Origin of the sequence: Plantibacter sp. lyk4-40-MEA-4, from assembly GCF_030209415.1 — a bacterium.
In the GTDB taxonomy this organism is placed as follows: Bacteria; Actinomycetota; Actinomycetes; order Actinomycetales; family Microbacteriaceae; genus Plantibacter; species Plantibacter flavus_A.
The window spans coordinates 76,416-98,874 of the sequence record NZ_JARVSA010000011.1; the positions used below are offsets into that span (position 1 = coordinate 76,416).

Annotated in this window: 17 protein-coding genes; 9 read left to right on the forward strand and 8 right to left on the reverse strand. The window is 66.7% G+C overall.

Translation table 11 applies throughout. The features are described 5' to 3' along the window. Window positions 1-7: 7 nt before the first annotated feature. Both dnaN and dnaA read right to left on the reverse strand, forming a co-directional pair. Complete coding sequence (gene dnaN, locus QRN44_RS17390; RefSeq protein ID WP_064294037.1) at window positions 8-1,159, reverse strand: DNA polymerase III subunit beta; 1,152 nt, start codon at window positions 1,157-1,159, stop codon at window positions 8-10. Between the two features lie 546 nt (window positions 1,160-1,705). Beyond that, complete coding sequence (dnaA, locus tag QRN44_RS17395) at window positions 1,706-3,127, reverse strand: chromosomal replication initiator protein DnaA (RefSeq protein ID WP_064294038.1); 1,422 nt, start codon at window positions 3,125-3,127, stop codon at window positions 1,706-1,708. Window positions 3,128-3,454: 327 nt separating this feature from the next. On the opposite strand from dnaA, the gene rpmH reads away from it, so the two are divergent. The 8 genes from rpmH to QRN44_RS17435 all read left to right on the forward strand — a co-directional run bounded on the left by rpmH (window position 3,455) and on the right by QRN44_RS17435 (window position 10,598). After that, window positions 3,455-3,592 (forward strand): 50S ribosomal protein L34, encoded by a 138-nt coding sequence (rpmH, locus tag QRN44_RS17400; RefSeq protein WP_056010217.1) that lies wholly within the window; start codon window positions 3,455-3,457, stop codon window positions 3,590-3,592. A gap of 7 nt (window positions 3,593-3,599) precedes the next feature. Continuing rightward, window positions 3,600-3,962, forward strand: coding sequence for a ribonuclease P protein component (gene rnpA, locus QRN44_RS17405; protein ID WP_175116607.1), 363 nt, complete (start codon window positions 3,600-3,602; stop codon window positions 3,960-3,962). Beyond that, on the forward strand, window positions 3,959-4,270 hold the full coding sequence (gene yidD, locus QRN44_RS17410) for a membrane protein insertion efficiency factor YidD (RefSeq protein WP_079003764.1): 312 nt from the start codon (window positions 3,959-3,961) through the stop codon (window positions 4,268-4,270). The genes rnpA and yidD overlap by 4 nt, the downstream gene beginning before the upstream one ends. 9 nt (window positions 4,271-4,279) lie before the next feature. Further along, entirely contained in the window at window positions 4,280-5,263 is a 984-nt protein-coding gene (gene yidC / locus QRN44_RS17415) for a membrane protein insertase YidC (protein WP_064294040.1), read from the forward strand. Between the two features lie 8 nt (window positions 5,264-5,271). Then, a complete protein-coding gene (locus tag QRN44_RS17420; RefSeq protein WP_064294041.1) occupies window positions 5,272-5,775 on the forward strand; it encodes a Jag family protein in 504 nt (167 codons plus the stop codon). Between the two features lie 30 nt (window positions 5,776-5,805). Next, a complete protein-coding gene (gene rsmG / locus QRN44_RS17425) occupies window positions 5,806-6,447 on the forward strand; it encodes a 16S rRNA (guanine(527)-N(7))-methyltransferase RsmG (RefSeq protein WP_121292810.1) in 642 nt (213 codons plus the stop codon). 2,190 nt (window positions 6,448-8,637) lie between these two features. Then, window positions 8,638-9,540, forward strand: a complete 903-nt coding sequence (locus tag QRN44_RS17430; RefSeq protein WP_276207400.1) for a ParA family protein — start codon at window positions 8,638-8,640, stop codon at window positions 9,538-9,540. Continuing rightward, window positions 9,540-10,598 carry a ParB/RepB/Spo0J family partition protein gene (locus tag QRN44_RS17435; RefSeq protein ID WP_121292806.1) on the forward strand — a complete coding sequence of 353 codons (1,059 nt, stop codon included), beginning with the start codon at window positions 9,540-9,542 and terminating at the stop codon, window positions 10,596-10,598. Before QRN44_RS17430 ends, QRN44_RS17435 begins: the two co-directional genes overlap by 1 nt. 269 nt (window positions 10,599-10,867) lie before the next feature. Here the strand turns inward: QRN44_RS17435 and trxA are convergent, their stop codons facing one another. The 6 genes from trxA to QRN44_RS17465 form a co-directional block, all read right to left on the reverse strand. Beyond that, entirely contained in the window at window positions 10,868-11,188 is a 321-nt protein-coding gene (gene trxA, locus QRN44_RS17440) for a thioredoxin (protein WP_079003760.1), read from the reverse strand. Window positions 11,189-11,233: 45 nt separating this feature from the next. Further along, window positions 11,234-12,244 carry a thioredoxin-disulfide reductase gene (trxB, locus tag QRN44_RS17445; protein ID WP_285039796.1) on the reverse strand — a complete coding sequence of 337 codons (1,011 nt, stop codon included), beginning with the start codon at window positions 12,242-12,244 and terminating at the stop codon, window positions 11,234-11,236. 151 nt (window positions 12,245-12,395) lie between these two features. After that, entirely contained in the window at window positions 12,396-14,012 is a 1,617-nt protein-coding gene (gene murJ / locus QRN44_RS17450; RefSeq protein WP_285039798.1) for a murein biosynthesis integral membrane protein MurJ, read from the reverse strand. Next, on the reverse strand, window positions 14,005-16,344 hold the full coding sequence (locus tag QRN44_RS17455; RefSeq protein ID WP_285039799.1) for a DUF6049 family protein: 2,340 nt from the start codon (window positions 16,342-16,344) through the stop codon (window positions 14,005-14,007). Before QRN44_RS17455 ends, murJ begins: the two co-directional genes overlap by 8 nt. Before the next feature lie 134 nt (window positions 16,345-16,478). Further along, the gene (locus tag QRN44_RS17460) at window positions 16,479-18,158 is read right to left on the reverse strand and encodes a DHA2 family efflux MFS transporter permease subunit (RefSeq protein WP_285039802.1); all 1,680 of its coding nucleotides are present in this window, start codon (window positions 18,156-18,158) and stop codon (window positions 16,479-16,481) included. Between the two features lie 67 nt (window positions 18,159-18,225). After that, a complete protein-coding gene (locus QRN44_RS17465; protein ID WP_064294055.1) occupies window positions 18,226-18,606 on the reverse strand; it encodes a hypothetical protein in 381 nt (126 codons plus the stop codon). A gap of 256 nt (window positions 18,607-18,862) precedes the next feature. Here QRN44_RS17465 and QRN44_RS17470 point away from each other — a divergent pair, with 256 nt between their 5' ends. Continuing rightward, a complete protein-coding gene (locus QRN44_RS17470) occupies window positions 18,863-22,459 on the forward strand; it encodes an efflux RND transporter permease subunit (protein ID WP_285039805.1) in 3,597 nt (1,198 codons plus the stop codon).

The following is a 22,459-nucleotide window of genomic DNA, read 5'->3' on the forward strand; positions in this document are numbered from 1 at the left end:
TTGCGTGTCAGCGCAGCAGCAGGTTCGGCTGCAGCAGGTACTTGTAACTGTCGGCACCCGGCTGATCCTTGGAGGATTGGCTCGTGATGAGCATGGGTCCCGGCTTGTTCGTGTTCTCCGTCTTCGTGAACGAGAACCGCACGTACTCGCTCCGGACCGCGGTCAGACCGTCGATCAGGAACTGCGGCTTGAGGGAGAGCACGATGTCGTCGCCGGTGAGGAGGGCGTCGATGCCCTCGGATGCCTGCGCCTGCTCGGATCCGACGGCCTCGAGCGTGAGGCCGTCGATGGTGAAGGTGAAGCGGAGGGCCGCTTCGCGCTCGAGGACGAGCGACATACGCCTGGTCGCCTCGATGAGTTCCGCGGTGTTGATGATCGCGTAGTTGTCGGTCGTCTCGGGGAAGAGCCGCTTGACCGGCGGGAAGTTGCCCTTGATCAGCAGCGAGGTGACCGTCTTGCGGTCGGCCCGGAACGCGATGAGCTCGCGGTCGTCGCGATTCGTGATCGCGACGTTGATGTTGCCGCTGTGGCCGAAGGTCTTGCCGACCTCCTGGAGGGTGCGGGCCGGCACGAGGGCCGTGATCGTCTCGCTGGAACCGTCGCCCTGGCCCGAGTCCCAGTCGATCTCGCGGACCGCGACGCGGTAGCGGTCGGTCGCGACGAGGCTGAGGCTCGTCTTGGAGACCTCGAGCTGCACGCCGGTGATGACCGGGGTCACGTCGTCGCGGCTTGCGGCGACAGCGACCTGGCTCACTGCGGTGGCGAACTCATCGGCGGGCACGAGGCCGAAGTCGGCGTCGACCTGCGGGATCGTCGGGTACTCCTCGACGGGCATCGATCCGAGCGTGAACCGGGCAGAACCACAGGTGACCTCGATGCGGTTCTCGACCTTGCTGAACCGGACAGGCGCGTTCGGAAGGCGGCTGGCGATCTCCGAGAGCAGCCGGCCGTTGACGAGTGCCGTGCCGGCCTCCTCGACCTCGGCCGCGATGCCGGTCTGGCTGGAGACCTCGTAGTCGAAGGAGGACAGGATGAGTCCGTCGTCACCGGCTTCGATGAGGATGCCGTTCAGGATCGGCAGCGTCGGGCGCTGCGGGAGCAGCTTCACTGCGAACGAGACGGCTTCGCTGAATACATCCCGGTTGACGCTGAATCGCACGACAAGTCCCCTGTCTCTGGCTCTCGATGACGTCACCAATGCTAGTGGGTCTGCTTCCGGGGTCGAGTGGGACGAGGTGCTGTGGAGAAGCGAGCCTGGGGAAAGGTTGTTTGGCGGAGAGATCATTGAATTAACGGTTAACAGTCTTAACCGGTGTGGAAACTGTGGATAAGTCCACCGAACCCGCTCGAACACAGGGAACTACATGTGTGTAACTTGGTGGTGGCCTGTGGAGAGAACGACACGAGGGTGTGGGACGCGAAGGTCGGTGAACGATGTTCACTCACAAGCCCGCCCGGAGCTTCCACATCTCTCCACAGGTTATCCACAGGGCTGCGAAGGCGGAATGTGGAGAGATCGGTCGCGCATCATGTCGTCGAATGAGCGCTCGTCGTCGCCTGATGAACGAAATCGGCCCCTCGAGCGCACCGAGTGCGTGGAGGGGCCGGAAACGTTCACCAGGACGCGTCAGGCGCCGTAGCGGTTCCTCGGTTCCCGAGCCTGTCGAGGGGCGGCACTTCGACAGGCTCAGTGACCGAACAGCCGTCAGGCGCCGTAGCGGAGGTTCTGCTTGATGCGGCTCGTGAGCTCGGTCACCTGGTTGTAGATCGAGCGCTTCTCCTGCATGAGGTCGGTGATCTTCCGGTTGGCGTACATGACCGTCGTGTGGTCCCGGTTGCCGAACAGCTGACCGATCTTCGGCAGTGAGAGGTTGGTGAGCTCGCGACAGAGGTACATCGCGATCTGACGCGCCGTCGCCACCGCCTGCGACCGGCTCGAGCCGTACAGGTCGTCGACAGAGAGCTTGAAGTAGTCGGCCGTCGTGTTGATGATGTCGATCGGCGAGATGACGTTGTCGTCGTCGAGGCTGATGACGTCCTTGAGCACCGTCTGGGCCAAGGTCATGTCGACAGCGGTCCGGTTCAGGCTCGCGAACGCGACGACCCGGATGAGCGTGCCCTCCAGCTCACGGATGTTGCTCGACACCTTGGTGGCGATGAACTCGAGGACCTCGTCCGGGATGTGCAGCTTCTCGTTCTGCGCCTTCTTGCGCAGGATCGCGATGCGCGTCTCGAGGTCGGGAGCCTGGACGTCGGTGATGAGTCCCCACTCGAAGCGAGAACGCATCCGCTCTTCGAAGCCGGTGAGGGCCTTCGGCGGCAGGTCGCTGGTGATGACCACCTGCTTGTTGTGATCGTGCAGGGTGTTGAAGGTGTGGAAGAACGCCTCCTGCGTCTCCGCCTTGCCTTGGAGGAACTGGATGTCGTCGATCAGCAGGATGTCGATGTCGCGGTACCGCGACTGGAAGAACGAGCCGCGGTTGTTGGCGATCGAGTTGATGAAGTCGTTCGTGAACTCCTCGCTCGACACGTACCGGACGCGGATCCCCGCGTAGAGGTTCATCGCGTAGTGGCCGATGGCGTGGAGGAGGTGGGTCTTGCCGAGCCCGGAGTCGCCGTACACGAACAGCGGGTTGTAGGCCTTGGCCGGCGCTTCGGCCACGGCGACCGCGGCCGCGTGCGCGAACCGGTTGGACTGGCCGATGACGAAGTTGTCGAAGCTGTACTTCGGGTTGAGTCGGGTGTCGTTCTCCCGAGCCGGAAGCGTGGGCGTCGGGGTCAGCTGTGGCTGCGGTGACTCGAGCGGTGCCGGGTCGATGTGCTGGAAGCCTGTCTGCTCATACCGTTCCTCGACGATGTCGGGGTTGACGACGATCGCGTAGTTGCCGACGGGACCACCGTCGACGATGGATGCGAGTGCGGCGAGGATCGGTGCCCGCATGCGCTGGTTGAGCATGCCCATCGTGAACTCGTTGGGCACCTCGAGGTAGAACGTGCCGCCCATGATGCCCTTGGGGACGATGAGGTTGAGGAACCCGCGGAGCGGCGGGGTGATGCGGTCGTCGACGGAGAGGATCTCGAGCACCGATTGCCAGGTCTCAGCGATCGCATCGTCGGCGTCCGACATAGTTCTCCCCACACATACTCACAGGTTCATCCACAGGCTCTCCCCTGAGTATTCGGGGCTGAGCGCGGTGCTATCCACACGCTGTGCATAACCCGAGGGCTTACGCTAACAAGACGTCGCCCCAGTCCCAAATCACTGTACGGCCGCCCTGCGTGTCACTGCTACAATTTCTGAGAATCCTGTGGATAATCATTCGTTTGGGCGCCGCTGGTTTGACCTTCGCGCGAGTAGACCGTAGGTTTAATCAGTTGACTTCTGCCCACGGGCACCCTTCCGTACCCTGCTGCCACCTGTGCAGTGGTGGGTCATGATCCGGAGATCGTAATTATGAGCAAGAGAACCTTCCAGCCGAACAACCGTCGTCGCGCCAAGAAGCACGGCTTCCGTCTGCGCATGCGCACGCGTGCCGGCCGCGGCATCCTGTCGGCTCGTCGCGCCAAGGGCCGCACCGAACTCTCCGCGTAGAGCCGTCGTGCTCGAGCGTGCGAGCCGGATCACGTCCGGCGACGACTACCGAGGGGTAGTTCGTCGCGGGTCCCGGTTCGTCGGCGAGCACACGGTCACGTACGTACGCATGAACCCGAAGGGCGGACAGCCGCGCTTCGGGTTCATCGTTGCGAAAACGGTCGGAAACGCAGTGACCCGCAATCTCGTCAGACGCCGCTTGAAGGCCATCTGCCACGACAGCATCGTTCACGCTGCCCGCGGCGCTGACGTGGTCATCCGTGCGCTGCCGTCTGCAGCGACGGCTCCGTTCGCCTCGCTCCATGCCGAGGTCGATCGAGCCTTCGCCAAACGCGGCGTCATCGCCGAGGCTGCGGACGCGCACCGATGAACGGCGTCCTCGCTGCCACCTGCCTCGCGCCCCGCAATGCTGCGGTGCTGGCGCTTCGCGGGTATCGCGCCGCGATCTCCCCGCTGTACGGCGACGTCTGCCGGTATTACCCCAGCTGTTCCGCGTACGCTCTGGGAGCGGTGCAGCAACACGGTGTCGTCGTCGGTTCGGCGATGGCAGCGGCGCGCATCGCGAGATGCCACCCCTGGGCAGCACCTCGTTTCGACGAGGTACCACCCAAGAAGAACTTCCGGTACAGCGTCACTTCTCACGGATTTGTCGTGCAACCGAGCCACGGAAAGGGCTGACCCGCACCTATGGACATCATCGGCACAATTCTCTGGCCGCTCAAGTGGGCGGTCGAGCTGCTCCTCGTGGGCTGGCACCTGCTGTGGACGGCCATCGGACTCGACCCCGCGGCCGGTCTCACCTGGGTCCTCTCGATCGTCGGGCTCGTCCTCGTCGTCCGTGCCGCCCTCATCCCGCTGTTCATCAAGCAGATCAAGAGCCAGCGCAAGATGCTCGAGATCGCGCCGCAGATGAAGAAGGTGCAGGAGAAGTACAAGGGCAAGCGCGACCAGGCCAGCCGTGAGGCGATGTCCCGCGAGACGATGGAGCTGTACAAGAAGCACGGCACCTCCCCCGTCAGCGGATGTCTGCCGCTGCTCGTCCAGATGCCGATCTTCTTCGCCCTGTTCTCCGTGCTCAACGACGCCCAGAAGAGCAAGGCCGGCGTCGGTCCCCTGAACGAGACCCTCGCCGTGCAGTTCGGCGACGCGAACCTGTTCGGGATCGCTCCGCTGCACACGAGCATGCAGGCGGCACTCGCCGGCAACCCGGTCAACTGGGCGGTCGTCATCATCGCCGCCGTCATGGTCATCCTCATGTGCGCGTCGCAGTTCATCACGCAGCTGCAGATCGTGTCGAAGAACATGTCGGCCGAGACGAAGGCCAGCCCGCAGTTCAAGCAGCAGCGCATCCTCCTGTACATCCTGCCGTTTGTGTTCCTCTTCTCCGGCTTCGCCTTCCCGCTCGGCGTCATGTTCTACTGGCTGACGTCCAACGCATGGACGATGGTGCAGCAGTTCCTCGTCATCCGGAACATGCCCACCCCTGGTTCCGACGCTGCGAAGGCTCGTGAGGAGCGTCTCGCACGGAAGGGCAAGCTCATGACGCCGAACGGCGACGTCATCTCGATCTCCGAGGCGCCGGTACCCGAGAAGAAGACCCCGACGCAGCGTCAGCAGCCCATGGGCAAGGCGCGTGCGAAGAAGCAGCAGACCGACGGACGAGACAAGTAGGAGTATCGGTGACTGACCAGGAACTGGCCCCGGCCCAGGACGAAGCACCCACCATCACGCAGCTCGAAGAAGAGGGCGACGTCGCAGCGGACTACATCGAGGAGTTCCTCGACATCTGCGACATCGATGGCGACATCGACATCGATGCCCGCAATGGTCGTGCGTACGTGTCGATCGACTCCCCCACGGAGAGTAACCTGCGTCTCCTGTCGCGTCCCGACACGGTCAACGCGCTGCAGGAGCTGACGCGTCTGGCTGTTCAGAACCGTACCGGTGGCTTCTCCCGGCTCATCCTCGACATCGGCGGATCCCGGGAAGCGCGTCAGCAGGAGCTCGGCGCCCTCGTGGAGCGAGCGGTCGAGCGCATCGAGGCCGGTTCCACCGAGGCGGCACTCCCCCCGATGTCGAGCTACGAGCGCAAGCTCGTCCACGACATCGTGTCGGCTCGCGGCTTCGTGTCCGAGTCGCACGGCGAAGGCCGCGACCGTCACACCGTCATCACGCGCGGCTGACGCGGCCTGATCGTTTCACGTGAAACTGCGATGACTGACGTGCCTGTAGGACTCGAACCGGAACCGGCGGAAACAGCCGAGTTGTTCGGCGACCGGATCGATGTCGGTCGTGCCTTCGCCGCGAACCTGGCGGAGTTCGGCGAGCCTCTCGGGCTGATCGGGCCCCTGGAACTTCCGCGTCTGTGGACGCGCCACATCCTCAACAGCGTGATCGTGGCACCGCTCCTTCGTGCCGGGCGAGTCGGCGACGTCGGCACAGGCGCGGGGCTGCCTGGACTGGTGCTCGCGATTGCGCGGCCAGATGTCGAGTTCGTCCTCATCGAACCGATGGAACGTCGGGTCGCCTGGCTCAACGACCAGGTTGGGGTCCTCGGGCTCGAGAACGTCACCGTCGTGCGAGCGCGCGCTGAGGAGGTTCGCCTCGATGAGCCCCTCGACCAGGTGACCGCTCGGGCGGTCAGCGCATTGCGGAAGTTGCTCCCCCTCACCGCTCCCCTGCTTCGGGACGGCGGAGAGCTGGTCCTCATGAAGGGCGCCGGCGCGCAGGCGGAAGTCGACGCGTCGACCAAAGAGCTTCGCAAGTACCGGGTCTCCGGCGTCGAGGTTCGAACGCTTGGCGAGGGCGTTCTGGCGGAGCCGACCCGAGTCATCGTGGGAACCGTCCGCGGCTGAGGTCGGTCGGGAGCACTCGGGCGTCCGTGAGGGGCACCGCAGACGATATCGGTCGGTTTGTGAGCCCTCGGGAGAATGGCTCCTGACGAACCGGCCCGGAATATGCGGCCCGTTCAGCGGTCCTGAGTTCGTCAGGAACGATTCTCTGGTCCATTCGGACACGAATCCGGTGCGTTGGGCGGGCTAGATTCGAGTGTTTTCTGACGTTTGTCAGCCCTGGATTCTCTGGTATCTCATATATGTTCCTTTCTTGGTCCGTCATCCCGTTCCTGTGATGCGGGGTCGGCATGGCCACTGGCGAGCGGCGATGCTCCACGCTCCGCCGATCGTCGCACCCAGACGCCGATGCTCGACGCGGTGGCCGACCGTCCGACCGCCCCTTCGGAGATGACGGCCGAGTGTTGGCGGCAATGGTGAACCTCCCAGTTTGGTGATCCGGGCGTGCTCGTCAGGGATCTGCGGCCTTTGTTCGAAGTGCGGGTAGGCCCGTGTCCGCCCTTGGTTGCAGGGAAGATGCGTAGCCCCGTCCCACACGTTCGACTGATTCGCGGTGGTTCATCACGCGGCGGATGGTGCCGTCGGGCTCCTGCGGCGAGGTGCGCATTCCGCCAGTTCCTCAGGCGCTTACAGGCTGACTGGTGCCCGGCCGTCGGAAGACTCATGTCCGCCGGTGGGTCGGTGTTGGCTGAAGCGCTGGGAGAACCACCGCTCGGTAGGTCGAGGATGGTCGGTCTGGTGCCACCGCCTGCGTCGAAGGCGACCGCTCTCGGAGGTGCTGGCGTCGCGCGGTGCGTTCAGATCCGAGCAACCTGCTGCTCGCCCCCGCTCTCCTCGACCGGGCGGTGAGGTGCGCTGCACGGGGGCCGGTCGGCGTGACCATGTGTCGACGTGCGCCGGCACTTCGGTGGTCGTGCTCGTGACTCTTGTCGGCCTGGGCGGAGCAGGCGTGCTCCCGATTGACGATGCATGAATTTGCGCGCAGAGTCGGCTTCGAGAGGGTGCTCGGTGCCCGAACATTGAGATTGCACGACGTTTCACGTGGAACGTGGAAGGATCCCACTTGCGGGGGTCTCTCGTTCTCAGAAGTGGTTCATATCGGACTGGGAGTCGTGTACTCAGCTCTCTCAGTGGGTACCCTCCCGAGGGAGACCGTCGTGGCTGGATCGGCTCCATATTCGACGTTTCACGTGGAACATGAGTTGCAATCTTTCCCTGCGTTGCTGTAGCGCGGTGGTGGTGATCAGTGGAGTTCGACGGGCACCACGCGCGGTCGCCGGTTGGCTCGCGCTCAAGGTCACACCCATCCGTTGCGTTGATCCTGTCGAGAGTGTTTCACGTGAATCAGCGGTCGAGTGCGACTTCGAGTGCGGGGCTGGAACGGTTGTGTAATGTCGCGCCGCTATCGCTCCCCCTCGTGTCGTATAAGCCGGTGAGGCGATGCGGGCTGTGGCCAGAGGCCGCAGGGGTGCCCACCGATGCGAGCCGTTGGGTGGCTCGGCGTGCGCCACACCTTGGTTTCACGTGAAACGCTGGCGCGGACTGGTGCCAGTCCCCCGGTGCTCATCCATACACGTGTGTGGAGATGACGCCTGTGGATAACTCTGTGGACAGTTCTCGAGCGCAACCGCAGAAGGTGGTGGTCTCTCGGAGAGACGCGGACCACAATCCGTCTACCACCACTCTGTGGCCAATGCGCGCCGGGGCAGGAGCCTGGACCTGTCGGACGCGGAATGTGGCGTTCGGGTCCGAACTTCCGCGGAAAGACGCGGATCTCTGCCTGATCGCGGAGCGACCTCACCCATGGTTGTCAACACACGTCCGCTGGGCTCGTCTCGGGTCGATCGGACCAGCATCGACCTCCACGCGCGAAGCGCACGCGGTTGCGCGGGATTGCGCATACCGCTGCCCTGTGGATAACCCTGTGGAAGATGGAAGGCGAGGCGTCCCTGCTGGGCACCACTCGGGGCGTTCGACGAGATGCGGGTGTCGCGAAATGGCGCTCTGGGGCCTGCATGCGTACGCACTTCCCCCGAGCAGACTCGGAGATCGCTCCCCCGGCGTCAGCCCACGCTGGTACGGTTGAACTACACGTTTCGAGCGAGAAGGTTTCACGTGAAACAACCCGAACCAACGCATTCCGCGGCTCCCGAGCGCGACTCCGTTGGTAGCGCCTTCGACGCGTCCACGCCGTTGGCTCGCGAGCTCCATCATCTGACTGAGAGGCGTAAGGCCTTGGCTCACGCAACCCTGCCGACGCCCGACCACACTCGGGTCTTCACGGTCTCCAACCAGAAGGGTGGGGTCGGCAAGACGACGACCACTGTCAACATCGGCGCCGCCCTCGCCCGTTCGGGCGCTCGTGTCCTCGTGATCGATCTGGATCCCCAGGGGAACGCGTCCACCGCACTCGGCGTCGAGCACCACTCCGACGTCCCGAGCGTCTACGACGTCCTGATCGACGACTTCCCCCTGGCCGATGTCGTCCAGCAGAGCCCCGAGTTCCCCACGCTGTTCTGCGCTCCCTCGACGATCCATCTCGCCGGTGCGGAGATCGAACTCGTTTCACAGGTGGCCCGTGAGCATAGACTCCGGACGGCCCTCGAACAGTTCATCCAGGATGCCGATGAGCCGTTCCACTACGTGTTGATCGATTGCCCACCGTCCCTCGGACTCCTGACGATCAATGCCTTCGTTGCGGCCAAGGAGGTGCTCATCCCCATCCAGTGCGAGTACTACGCGCTCGAGGGATTGAGTCAGCTCCTCAGCAGCATCCAGCTGATCCAGCGGCACCTGAACCCAGGGCTCGCCGTCAGCACCATCCTCCTGACGATGTACGACGGGCGCACCAACCTTGCGCAGCAGGTGGCTCAGGACGTCCGAGACCATTTCACCGGGCAGGTCCTCGAGTCCGTCATCCCACGAGCGGTGCGTATCTCCGAGGCGCCCAGCTTCGGACAGAGCGTCATCAGCTACGACCCCACGTCGCTCGGCGCGGTGTCCTATCTCGAAGCAGCGGCGGAGATCGCCAACCGATGGGCCGCAGGCTCCTCCGATACACCCGATACGAACCACCCTGAGGGAGTCAGTCACTGATGGCAACGAAACGAACTGGACTCGGTCGCGGGATCGGTGCACTCATTCCGACGACGAGTTCAGACTCGCAGGCGAACCGTCCCGTCGACGTCTTCTTCCCCGACAACCAGGGCACTGCCCGCAAGGCAGCGAAGGACGCTGCGACCGCAGCCGCCGACGCCGCCGCAGCAGAGGCCGCGGCAGCCGACGCCCCCACTGGCCCGGACGCCGCTGCTACGACGGCAGATGGACCGCAGCTCGTGGCCGTTCCCGGTGCCCGTCTGGCGTACCTCTCCCCCGAACTCATCGTGCCGAACGCCAACCAGCCGCGGACGGTCTTCGATGAAGACCACCTCGCGGAACTCGTCACGAGCATTCGTGAGGTCGGCATCCTGCAGCCGATCGTGGTCCGACCGATCCCTGGCGACGACGAACGATACGAACTCATCATGGGTGAGCGGCGTCTTCGAGCCTCGAAGGAGGTGGGTCTTGACCGCATCCCCGCGATCATCAAGGACACCGCCGACGAGGACATGCTGCGCGACGCGCTGCTCGAGAACCTCCACCGCTCAGAACTGAATCCGCTCGAGGAGGCTTCTGCCTACCAGCAGCTCCTGGCCGACTTCGGAATCACCCAGGACGAGCTTGCCAACCGCATCGGGCGGTCCCGCCCCCAGATCAGCAACACCATCCGCCTGCTCAAGCTGCCGGCGGCCGTGCAGCAGCGCGTCGCTGCCGGTGTGCTGAGCGCCGGACACGCCCGAGCCATCCTGTCGCTGACCGATCCTGAGGCACAGCAGCGCCTGGCCGACAAGATCGTGAACGAGGACCTGTCCGTCCGCGCGGCCGAAGCTGCGGCGGCTCAGGGTGTTCAGGCGAAGAAGCCGCGTCCGATCGCCGGATCGCGACGCGGCCAACTCGATGAGATCGCGGACCGTCTCGGCGACCGTTTGAACACCCGTGTGAAGGTGACCCTCGGTGCGAAGAAGGGCCAGATGGTCGTGGAGTTCGCCACCATCGCCGATCTCAACCGCATCCTGAGCGAGCTTGGCGAGTCGGGCTTCGGTCAGTCTTCCTGACGTTGTTTCACGTGAAACAGGGGTAGCTCGGCCTTGAAATTCCCGCACCCTTCGACAAGCTCAGGGACCGAGAAGTTGGGTTATCAAGCTTGATAGGCGGTCGCCGCATCGCGGTCATTGAGCTTGTCGAAGTGCCACAGACACATTCTGTTTGATTTGAGAATCGCTGGTCAGAGCGCAATTCGCTGTGTTTCACGTGAAACACCCCACTAACGAAGAACCGCCCGACTCGAATGAGCCGGGCGGTTCAGTGGTTCAGAATGACCTGATCAGGCGATGAAAGCTGCGAGATCCTTCTCGAGTGCGGCCTTCGGCTTGGCGCCGATGACGGTCTGCACGACTTCGCCGCCCTTGAAGACCTTCATCGCAGGGATGGAGGTGATCTGGTACTTCATGGCGAGGTTCGGGTTCTCGTCGACGTTCAGCTTGAGAACGGTAATCTTGTCGCTGTTCTCGGAGCCGATCGTGTCGAGGATCGGGCCGACCGCGCGACACGGTCCGCACCAGGCGGCCCAGAAGTCGACGAGGACGGGCTTGTCGCTGTTGATGACCAGTTCGTCGAACGTGGCCTCGGTGACTGCATCTGACATGAGTGTTCTCCTTCGTGGTGGCCAGGCCGACAGCCTGGCCGTCGATCAAACGGTGGTGGTGAGCACGGGGTCGGCCGGCTGCGGGCGACCCGCGGTCTGTGCTTCGCCGATGGCCGACGCTTCCCCAGCAGCCTGCTCGAGGTCTGCGAGGTAGTGCTCCGCGTCGAGGGCGGCGATGGTGCCGCTGCCGGCGGCGGTGATGGCCTGTCGGTACGTGGGGTCGATGACGTCGCCCGCGGCGAAGACGCCGGGGAGGTTGGTCTTCGACGAGCGGCCCTTGACGGCGATCGTGCCCTCGGGGGCGAGCTCCAGCTGGCCGTGGATGAGGTGCGTCCGCGGGTCGTTGCCGATCGCGATGAACAGGCCACCGAGCGGCAGGTGGGTCTCCGTGCCGTCAATGGTCGAGCGCAGGGTCACGCCGTCGACCGCCTCGACACCGGTGATGCCGGCGACTTCGCTGTTCCAGATGAACTCGATCTTCTCGTTCGCGAACGCGCGGTCCTGCATGATCTTCGACGCGCGGAGGGTGTCCTTGCGGTGGATGACGTAGACCTTCGACGCGAACCGCGTGAGGAAGGTGGCCTCCTCCATGGCGCTGTCGCCGCCACCGATGACCGCGATCGTCTTCTCCTTGAAGAAGAAGCCGTCGCAGGTGGCGCACCAGGACACACCGTGGCCCGAGAGCCGCTCTTCGTCGTGTAGACCGAGCTTGCGGTAGGCGGAGCCGGTGGCGAAGATCACGGTGTGCGCCTCGTGCACCTGTCCGTTGCCGAGGGTGACCGTCTTGACGTCGCCGTCGAGCTTGAGCTCGGTGACGTCGTCGTAGAGCACCTCGGTGCCGAACCGCTCGGCCTGCTCCTGGAGCTTCATCATGAGCTCAGGGCCCTGGATGCCCTCGGGGAAGCCGGGGAAGTTCTCGATCTCGGTGGTGTTCATGAGCTCGCCTCCGGCCTCGACCGATGATGCGACGAGCAGCGGCTGCAGCGAGGCGCGGGCAGCGTAGATCGCCGCCGTGTAGCCGGCGGGTCCTGATCCGATGATGATGACCTGACGCACGATGCTCCTCAGTGGTTCGTGGGCTCCCGGACCAGGTGGGTTCCGGGGTTCCGAGTGGTGTAACACATCCTAACCGGCCGCTATTCCGCTCCCCCAGGGCCCTCGGGCAGCTCTCAGTCGGGGTGCCTGGGGTGGTGCCGACGCGTGCGCGTCAGCGCCCGAATCGGGCGAGGACGGGTGCCAAGGCAGCCTTGAGCTCCGGCGTGCGCAGGATGGCGAGCACCGCGAGGTACACGGCGGCCATCACCGCCCCGACGACGGCCATGGTGACGATGGCGCCGGGGATCGTGGCGGTCGGGAACCCCTCTTCGCTGACACCGCCGAGCAGCAGCAGCACGACGACGCCGACCACGGCGGCGGGCACGGCGGCGGCGATGTATCGCAGGAGACTCGGAATGATCGTGCCGAGGTCGAGCGACCGCAACCGTCTTCTGAGGAGCCAAGCGGCGACGCAAGCCTGCGCAATCCCGGCGATGGTGATGGAGAGCGCCACGCCGGCACCGAGGTACTCCTTGGGCATCGTCATGACGACGATGAGCGCGAGGAGGGTGAACAACAGTGTCTGGAACAGGGTGTAGAAGAACGGAGTCTTCGTGTCTCCGAGGGCGTAGAACGCGCGCTGCAGGATGAACAGGATGCAGAACGGCACGAGCCCTATGACGAACGCGATGATCACGATTCCGAGATCGATGCTCTCGCCCGTCGACTTCGCGAAGACGCTGGCGAAAGGTACGGCGACCACCATGATCACGGCGGATGCCAAGACGATCAGCAGACTCACGACGCGGATCGCAGCAGAGACGTCCGAGCGCAGACTCGTGAAGTCCGGTCCTCCCGCGCGCGTTCCTTGGCCGTGCTCGCTCATTCTCGTGAAGTACGCCGTGGCGACCGAAACCGTGATGATCGAGTGCGGCAGCATGAAAATGAGCCATGCGTTCTGCAGGGCGATGATCGACGGCCCCTGTCCGGATGCGGAGGCCACGGCCTGTGTCTCGATCAGACCGGCCGCGGTCGTCAGAATGAGCATTCCGAAGGTCCAACTGGCGATTTTGCCGGTCGCGCGGAGCCCAACGCCACGCCAGTGGAAGTCCGGCCGGAAGCGGAGGCCGGCCCGACGCCAGAAGAACATCAGGAAGAATGCCTGGACGATGACGCCAAGCGTGGCAGATCCACCGATTATCGCAGTCATGGTCGGTGTCCACTCGCTGAACTTCGGCGTATCAGCGCCGAACAGCACGACGAAGAGGACCAGCCCGGCTATCGCCACGACATTGTTGAGGACGGGTGCCCAGGTGAAGGGTCCGAACATCTTTCGCGCGTTGAGCACCTCGCCGAGGACGGTGTAGAGCGCGTAGAACAGGATCTGGGGGAGGCACCAGTACGCGAAGGCGGTTGCAAGAGCGAATTGATCGGCCGGAAGTGTCGCTGCTGCCGCGAACACGAAGACCGGGGCTATCGCGGTGGCCAGCACAGTGGCCCCTCCGATGAAGACGAGAGTGATCGTCACGAGCTTGTTGATGTAGGCGTTTCCGCCATCGACATGGATGCTCGCCCTAACGATCTGCGGGACGAGGACTGCGCTCAAAACACCGCCCCCGATGATCACATAGATCGTGTTCGGCAGCTGGTTCGCGACGCCGAATGCGTTGCCGACGATACCCAGACCGATGATGTTCGCGACGAGGGCGGCTTTGACGAAGCCGAGCAGTCGGGAGACGAGGGTTCCCGAGGCGAGGAGCGCGCTCGCCCTGCCGATGCCGTCAGCCATTCGTCTCCTGTCGTCCGGGTGACGACTCTACCGGGGGCTCATCGCTTGGCGGCTGACCGCTGCCCGGAGCAGCTGCGGGGGCGGCGGAGGAGGCACCCGAGCCGCGTCGCTTGGCTCGTCGGCTCAGCACCATGCGGACCACACCGCTGACAAACAGCAGGGCGACGAGCAGGGCGAGGACGACGGCACCGATGCCCTCCCAGTCGGCGCGGACGTTCACGCCCACGAAGGACTGGTCACCGATCGCCTGCCCGCTGGTGCTGAAGAGTTGCAGCCGGAGGGTGACGTCGCCGTTGCCGATCTGCGACTGCACGGGGATGAGCACGGTGGCTCGCGAGTCCGCGGCGATCTCCTGCGTCACGGAACCGGAGATGCTCAACCGACCGTTGCTCGGTGAGGCCTCCATGACCACGGTGACGGGATAGGGCAGGTCGTTGCGAACGGCGAACGGCAGGGACACCTCGCCGCCGACCATGTTGATGCGACTGCTGTCGGTGACGCGCACCGATGCGAGGACCGTGTCCGTCCGTTCCTGCTGGGCGGTGACCGCCGATCCCCAGGCGTCCTCCGCACGCAGCCAGCCGGCCGCGAGGCTGGAGAGCAGGGTGGCGCGTTCCCGTCCGGTCAGCAGCTCGGGTTCGTCGAGCACCGAGGAGAAGGCGGTGACGTCCTGTTCCTCGTCGAGGAGGACCTGCACGTCGGACACGCGTTCGCTGTCGGGTGTCATCGCCCCGAGCGTCGCCGCCGCCGGGGGTTCGGCGAGCGTCGCCGCGAGGGAGGTCTGCGTCGTGGCCGGCAGGGAGCGGAGCGCGTTCACGGTCTCACCGAGGGCTGGGAGGGTCGCGTCCACTCCCCGAGGCAGCACGGCGACGACCGTTCCGCCCGACGAACCCTCCGTGCCGATGGCGGCAGCCCGGGCGTTCACGTCGGCGATGGCGCTCTCGAACGCGGCGTCCGTCGTGGCGGCGGCGGCGCCGCCCAGCGACTCGGCGAGGCCGTGGTCGGCGAGCAGCGTCTGCGACGCGCCGATCGTCGCCGAGGCGCGCACGGTCTGGCCGGTGTCAGTCGTGTTCGCGGAGTCGAGCATCGTGACCGTTCCGCCCGACGCGGCGAAGACGGCGAGATCCGCATCGGTCACCGCGCCTCCCGCCCACACGATGCTGGGGAGCGAGTAACTCCAGCTGAGGAGCTCGTCCATCGTCGGAACGGTCGGCACCGCCTGGCCGGGCGTCTCGGACGGGCTCGGTGTGGGTGTCGGTTCCTCCGAGGGAGTGGCTGCCGCCGACGGGTCGGAGGACGTGGTCGTCGAGGACCCCGCCTGTGGCGTCGGCTGGACGTCGTCGGGCCTGGTGGTCGGTGACCCGGTCGGGGTGGGCGTCTCGGTCGGCTGTACGACGGGGAAGTCGGCGACGTTCAGGGCGAAGGAGAACGAGCTCGGGGTCAGCAGTCGATCGAGGCCGGCCTCGGCCTGCACGGCGGGTTCGGCGTCGCCGTACTGGAGCGCGAATGTCTCGTTGGGTGCGGCCTCGAGGCGGGCGAGCCAGGCGACGGCGCTCTCCGGGGCGCGCGTGCCGAGCGCGCGGACGGACGCGATGATGCGAGGGTCGATCCCGAGCGCGATCTGCTCGCCGAAGAGTGCGTCGAGCTGCGTCGTGAGCGCACCGTCGTCGGCCGTGAGCTCGGTGAGTTCGTCCGCATCGAGGAGTCCGCCGTAGCTGAGCGGCGCGGTGAGCGGGGCCACGAGCGCGACGGTGGCGGACGTGGGCTGGCCCTGCGCCCGCCAGACGAGCGCCGTCCGACCTCCGGCCGCCGTGTCGCCCGCGACGTAGCCGGCTGAGACGCCGTAGGAGCCCCACGCATCGGTGTCGTCGAAGCCCAGCGCCGGAGGGGTGAAGTCGAGCCCGCTGACGACGTACTGCTGTCCGGCGATGAGCTCGGGGATGTCGATCGTCCGCACCACGGTGGTGCCGGCGGGGGTCGCGGCCGCGTCCGCCCCGGTCGTGTCGAGCCAGGCGTCGAGCGCCGCCGTGCCGGTGATCCTCGCAGTGGTGACCGCCACGGACACGGAGCCGGCGGGCAGATCGGCGTCTGTGCCGTTCGTGAGCGTGATGCCGAACGAGGTGAGGGACGAGGGTTCGACCGCTCCCCCGTCGCTCGGGCTCACCTCGACGGACACGAGGCCGTCGGGAGTCGATGCCGTGTTCGCGCTCAGCTCGGGTGAGGCGATCGCACTGGAACCCGTGGACCAACCGCCGGCGGACACCACGGCGAACGACAGCGCGGCTGCTGCGAGGGCGCTGAGGAGGCGTGGGCGGTGGCGGTGGCGTGTCATGGGCGGTGGGGACGGTCCGCTCGGGCGGAGCCGTCCGGTGACGATTGTACGGGGGCCTCCCAGTCGAACCTGGGTGCTGGTGTCCTGGGAGACGCCGTTGCGCCGCCGGCGGGGGTGTGAGGTGGCCTCGCGCCCTACGCCCGCGGGGCCGGGTCGGACGTGTCGGACGAGTCCGTCCCGCCTGCTCGTGCTCCGGCGTCGCCCGGTCGATCCTCTCGGCGCCCGGACCCGAGCGACAGGGTGGCGAGGAAGCCGACCGCCAGGAATCCTGCGGCGGCGAACGCCGCGGAGCGGGTGCCGTCCGACAGGGCGATCCTGGCGTCCCCGGCCACCGTCGCGGTCGCCGGGGACGCATCGAGACCGGCGATGGCGGCGCCCGAGCTGTCGACGACGCTCGTCACAAGGGCGTCGCGCTGTTCGGCCGGTACACCGGCGTCCTCGAGTCGTCCGTCGAGGACCGACGCCGTGCTGACGAAGAGGATGGTCCCGAGGACGGCGATACCGAGGGCCGAGCCGATCTGCCTCGCCGTGCTCTGCGTCCCGGAGCCCTGGCCGCTCTGCTCGACGGGTACGTCCTTCAGGACGACGCCCGTCAGCTGTGCGGTGGCGAGACCGACGCCGAAGCCGTAGACGAACAGGAACGGGACGATCGCGAACCATTCAGTCGCCGGCCCGACGACCAGCCCGATACCCGCGACACCGATGATCTCCGCGACGATGCCGACGCGGACGATGAGGACGGGCGCGACCCGGTTGCCGAACGCGCCGGCGAACCCGCTCGCGACGAAGGAGCCGATCGCGAGGGCCAGGAGGATCAGACCGGTCTGCAGCGCGCTGTAGCCGAGGACGAACTGGAGCCAGATCGGCAGTGAGAGGATGATGCCGAACTCCCCCAGCGAGACGATGAGGGCGGCGATGTTGCCGTTCCGGAACGACGGCAGCGAGAACAGGGAGAACGCGATGATCGTGCTGCGCCCCTGCCGCATCCGGTGGCGTCCCCAGAGGAGGAACGCGACGCCTGCGACGACCGTGACCATGAGGGCCACGGGCACCGGGGAGAGCCTGAACGGCCAGGTCCAGTCCCCGATGACGAGCGGGTTCTCCGTGAGCCACCACCCGAGACTCCGGCCCTCGATGAGTCCGTAGACGAGGGACGCGCTCGTCAGGATGGACAGGACGGCACCGACCACGTCGATGCGGTCGGTCGCGGGTTCCCGTGACTCCCCCACGAACAGGAGGAGTCCGACGATGATGAGGACACCGAGCGGCACGTTGATCCCGAACGCCCAGCGCCAGGAGAAGTCGGTGGTGAGCCAGCCGCCGAGGAGCGGACCGACCGCCACCATGCCCCCGATCGTGGAGCCCCACACCGCGAAGGCGATCGCACGGTCGCGGCCTCGGAAGGTCGCGTTGATGATCGAGAGGGTCGTCGGCAGGATCATCGCGCCGCCGACGCCCTGGATGACCCGAGACAGGATCAGGAGGTCGCCCGTCGGCGCGACGGCGGCGAAGACGGAGGCTCCGCCGAAGACCACGACGCCGACGAGCAGCATCCGACGACGCCCGAACCGGTCGGCGAGCGTACCGAACACGATGAGCAGGGCGGCGAAGACGAGCGTGTAGGACTCCTGGACCCACTGCACCTGGGTCGAGGAGATCCCGAGGTCGTCGACGATCGACGGGATCGCGACGTTGACGATCGTCGAGTCGACGATGATGAGGGCCACGGCGATGCTGATGACGACGAGGCCGAACCATTTGCGACGGTCCGACGGCGAGCGCTCAGGCTTCGCGGAAGGCGTGGACTCCGTCATGCGCGGAAACGATCAGCTGGCTGCATATTTTGATTATGCGCCCGCTCGACCCTGTTGTCACGCCGTTCTACTCGGCGTCGTCGCCCTCCCACGGCGGCCGGGCGACCTTGCCGGACATCCGCCACACCGCTCGGGTCAACTCAGGGTGCACGCGGGCGATCTCACGGAGCACCTCGTACTCGAGGTGGTCCGCGTTGTCGCGGTGATCCTGCGCGTCGTCGAGCGACGAGTACCCGGCCAGCCGAGCCATCGCGTGCTGAGCGGCCAGACCCCGGGCGTGCAGTGCGTCGTCCCGGAGGACGGCGACGACGAGCTCGTCGACCGTCGGCATCGAGGGCAGGAAGTCCCAGGGGTCCTCGCCGTCGCGGGCGCGGTGCTCGATGATGACCTCGCGCTCGAGCTGTGCGTCGCGGCGCAACCTGGGGAGGTCGACGGCCTGCAGATCCACGTACCCTCCTCGCTCCGGCGCACCCCGCGGCGCGCACTCGGGTATCAAGGGTACGCCCGGTATCGGAGGACCGTGCCGTCACGGCGCAGCTTCCTCGCGGTCGAGGCTGGTACCGCGGGACCACCGATGTCGTCCGATCGGCGGATGCCGGTGCCGTTTCAGGTCCATCCTCGTGCGGATGTGACCGGCGGCGGCGCTCCATAGCGTGGAGTCGGGCGGATGGCGCCCACTCCGCGACCGAGAGGCCCGTCCTTCCATGTCATTCCTCACGAGGCTCAGCCTCGCCAATCGACTGATCGTCGGCCTCATCACCGCGGCGATCGTGGCCTTCGGACTCTTCGCGGTCGGTTCCCTGAAGCAGGAGCTGCTGCCGTCCGTGCAGCAGCCGGGTGCCGTCGTGGCCGCGACGTACCCCGGCGCCTCGCCGTCGTCGGTGGAGCGCGAGGTCACGAAGCCCGTCGAGCAGGCGGTGCAGGGGGTCAAGGGCGTCACCGGCGTCACCTCGACGTCGGTCAGCGGTTCCACGTCCGTGCAGGTGAGCTGGGACTTCGGGCAGGACGACGAGAAGATCGTCGGTGACATCCGCAGCGCCCTCGCCGGCTTGAAGAGCACGCTTCCGAGCGACACGACCACCGAGGTCTACGCGGGTGGCAGCGACGACATCCCCGTGCTGCAGCTCGCGGTCGCGTCCGAGGACGAGTCCGGTGAGTTCGCAGGCAGGGTCGAGACCACCGTGCTCCCCGCGCTCCGCGGCATCGCCGGCGTGCGCCAGGTCGATCTCGCGGGCGAGAACGCCACGCAGCTCGTCATCACGATGCGTCCGGCCGACCTCGCGGCCAAGAAGGTGACCGCGGAGGAGGTCATGGCGGCCGTCCAGGCGAGCGGCGTCATCACGGCTGCCGGCACGAGTGTCGACGCCGGCAAGGAGCTCTCGATCGAGGTCGGCTCGGCCGTCGGCTCGCTGGCCGAAGTGCAGGCGCTCCCCATCCAGCACGAGGACGGGCCCTTCGCGCTCTCCGCCGTCGCGGACGTGGAGCTCGTGCCCGCAGCGGAGACCTCCATCGCCCGGGCGGACGGCCTCCCGTCGCTGTCGCTCACGATCCTCAAGGACCCGTCGGCCAACGCCGTCCAACTCGCCCACACCATCCGTGACGCCCTCCCCGGGCTGGAGCAGGAGCTCGGCTCGGGTGCGGCCTTCACCGTCGTCTTCGACCAGTCGCCGATGGTCGAGCAGTCCATCCACGACCTCTCCGTCGAGGGCGGGCTCGGGCTGTTGTTCGCGATCATCGTGATCCTGGTGTTCCTGCTGTCGATCCGGTCCACGATCATCACGGCCGTGTCGATCCCGCTCTCGCTCCTCATCGCGATGATCGGTCTGTGGATCGGCGACTACTCGCTCAACATCTTCACGCTCGCCGCGCTGACCGTCGCCGTGGGGCGAGTGGTCGACGACTCGATCGTGGTGATCGAGAACATCAAACGTCGGCACACCGGGCGGGCGATGACGACCACGAGCGTCGTCGAGGCGGTCCGCGAGGTCGCCGGGGCCGTGACCGCGTCGACGATCACGACCGTGGCCGTGTTCCTCCCGGTCGCCTTCGTCGGCGGGACGGTCGGCGAGCTGTTCCGACCGTTCGCCGTCACCGTGTCGGTCGCGCTCATCGCATCCCTCGTGGTCTCGCTCACGATCGTGCCGGTGCTCGCCTACTGGTTCATGCGAGGCTCCTCCGCCCCGGCTGTCGGCAAGGCCACCGACGATGCGGCCACCGATGCGGCGTCCGTCGTCGAGGACGAGTCCGAGGCGTACTCGAAGCTCCAGCGCGCCTACCTGCCGGTCCTGCGCACCGCCCTGAAGCGTCCGGTCGTGACCCTGCTCGTGGCGGCGGTCGTGTTCGCCGGGACGATCGTCTCGGCCGGGTTCCTGAAGACCGACTACCTCGGCGACATCGGGGGCGAGAACACCGTCACGGTCACGCAGGAACTCCCGGAGGGGACGAGCCTCGACGTGACCAGCGACGCGGCCGCGGCCGTGGAAGCGGTCCTCGCGAAGACCGCCGGCGTGTCCGGGTACCTGACCACCGTCGGTGGGAACGGTTCGAGCAACACGGCACAGATCAGCGTGACCGTCGGTGAGGAGAGCTCGCGCGAGGGCGTCGCCGACACCATCCGGGACGCCGTGGCGAAGCTCGACGACGTCGGCGAGGTCACCGTCGGTGATGCCGCCGGTGGATTCACCGGTGGCGGAGGCGGCATGGAGGTCACGCTGCAGGGTGAGGACCCCGCCGCGCTCGCCACGGCGGCGGCCGCGGTACAGGACATGCTCGGCGGTACGGACGGCCTCCGCGATGCGACGAGCGACCTCGCCGACGAGCAGGGCCTGCTCAAGGTGAACGTCGACCGCGCCGCCGCCGCCCGGTACGGCTTCACGCAGGAACAGATCGGCCAGGCCATCGCCAGCGCGCTCCGCGGCACGCCGATGGGTTCGGTCATCCTCGAGGGAGCGTCTCGCGACATCATCGTCCGCTCGCAGCGGGTCGGCACGACGCCGGCCGAGATCGCCGCACTCCCCCTTCCCGTCAGTGCCTTGCAGCAGGCCGCGGCTCAGAAGGCCGCGACCGACGCCCTCACGGCCGAGCAGGACGAGGCCACCCAGCGCGCGAAGGACGAGGCGGCATCCCAGGCCGCGACCCAGCGCTCGGAACTCCAGGACGCCCGCTCGACCGCGGCCTCGCAGCTCGACGCCCTGCGGGCTCAGCTGAGTGCGTTGCAAGCGGCTCCCGTCGAGGTGCCGCCGGTCACGCCCACGACACCGGAGGAGGAGGCGGCACGACAGGCCTACGAGGCACGCGCCGCCCAACTCGCCGGATTGAGCGACGCCATCTCCCAGCTCCAAGGCTCGATCACGACCATCGACGAGCAGCTGGAAGCGATGCGGGACGCCGAGAGCGAGGCCGCCGAACAGCAGGCGGAGGCCGACCGCCTCACCCAGGCGCAGAAGGACCTCGCCAACGTCAGCGCCGTCCCGATCCCGGTCAGCGCCGTCGCGCAGGTGGGCGAGGAACGTGCCGCAGCGGCGATCACGCGTATCGACGGCGTCCGGACCGTGACCGTGTCGGCGACGCCGACGGGTGACGACCTCAGCGCGACGACGCTCGCCGTCCGGGAGGGCCTCGACGGCCTGGACCTGCCGAGCGGGGTCACCGCCTCGGTCGGTGGTGTCGCCCAGGATCAGGAGGAGTCGTTCGCCCAGCTCGGCCTCGCGATGCTCATCGCGATCGTGCTCGTCTTCATCGTCATGGTGGCGACGTTCCGGAGCCTCCTGCAGCCGCTCATCCTGCTGGTCTCCGTGCCCTTCGCGGCGACCGGCGCGATCGCGGCCCTGCTCATCACGGGGACCCCGCTCGGCATCCCGTCGATGATCGGCCTCCTCATGCTCATCGGCATCGTCGTCACGAACGCGATCGTCCTCATCGACCTGGTCAACTCGTACCGGGCTCGGGGCGACGGCATCGACGACGCGGTCCTGCACGGAGCCCGACTCCGTCTGCGGCCGATCATCATGACCGCCTGCGCGACCATCTTCGCGCTCGTGCCCATGTCGCTCGGCCTCACCGGCGGTGGGGTGTTCATCTCGCAGTCGCTCGCGATCGTCGTGATCGGTGGTCTGGTGTCGTCGACGCTCCTGACGCTCATCCTCGTGCCCGTGCTGTACCTGCTCCTGGAGCGCCGGACCGAGCGCCGTCTGGAGAAGCGTGAGCGGAAGCGCACGGCGAAGGCCGCGCAGCGCGGGCTCGAGGAGCACGACGAGCAGACCGATGAGGACCTCGACGCGATCCTCACCACGGATCGCTGA

Bases quoted from the DNA above. Each gene is read 5' to 3' on its own strand.
- QRN44_RS17470 (WP_285039805.1), top strand. From the start codon at position 18,863: ATGTCATTCCTCACGAGGCTCAGCCTCGCCAATCGACTGATCGTCGGC.
- QRN44_RS17460 (WP_285039802.1), bottom strand. From the start codon at position 18,158: ATGACGGAGTCCACGCCTTCCGCGAAGCCTGAGCGCTCGCCGTCGGAC.
- rsmG (WP_121292810.1), top strand. From the start codon at position 5,806: ATGACTGACGTGCCTGTAGGACTCGAACCGGAACCGGCGGAAACAGCC.
- yidC (WP_064294040.1), top strand. From the start codon at position 4,280: ATGGACATCATCGGCACAATTCTCTGGCCGCTCAAGTGGGCGGTCGAG.
- yidD (WP_079003764.1), top strand. From the start codon at position 3,959: ATGAACGGCGTCCTCGCTGCCACCTGCCTCGCGCCCCGCAATGCTGCG.
- QRN44_RS17455 (WP_285039799.1), bottom strand. From the start codon at position 16,344: ATGACACGCCACCGCCACCGCCCACGCCTCCTCAGCGCCCTCGCAGCA.
- QRN44_RS17435 (WP_121292806.1), top strand. From the start codon at position 9,540: ATGGCAACGAAACGAACTGGACTCGGTCGCGGGATCGGTGCACTCATT.
- trxA (WP_079003760.1), bottom strand. From the start codon at position 11,188: ATGTCAGATGCAGTCACCGAGGCCACGTTCGACGAACTGGTCATCAAC.
- rpmH (WP_056010217.1), top strand. From the start codon at position 3,455: ATGAGCAAGAGAACCTTCCAGCCGAACAACCGTCGTCGCGCCAAGAAG.
- murJ (WP_285039798.1), bottom strand. From the start codon at position 14,012: ATGGCTGACGGCATCGGCAGGGCGAGCGCGCTCCTCGCCTCGGGAACC.
- dnaA (WP_064294038.1), bottom strand. From the start codon at position 3,127: ATGTCGGACGCCGACGATGCGATCGCTGAGACCTGGCAATCGGTGCTC.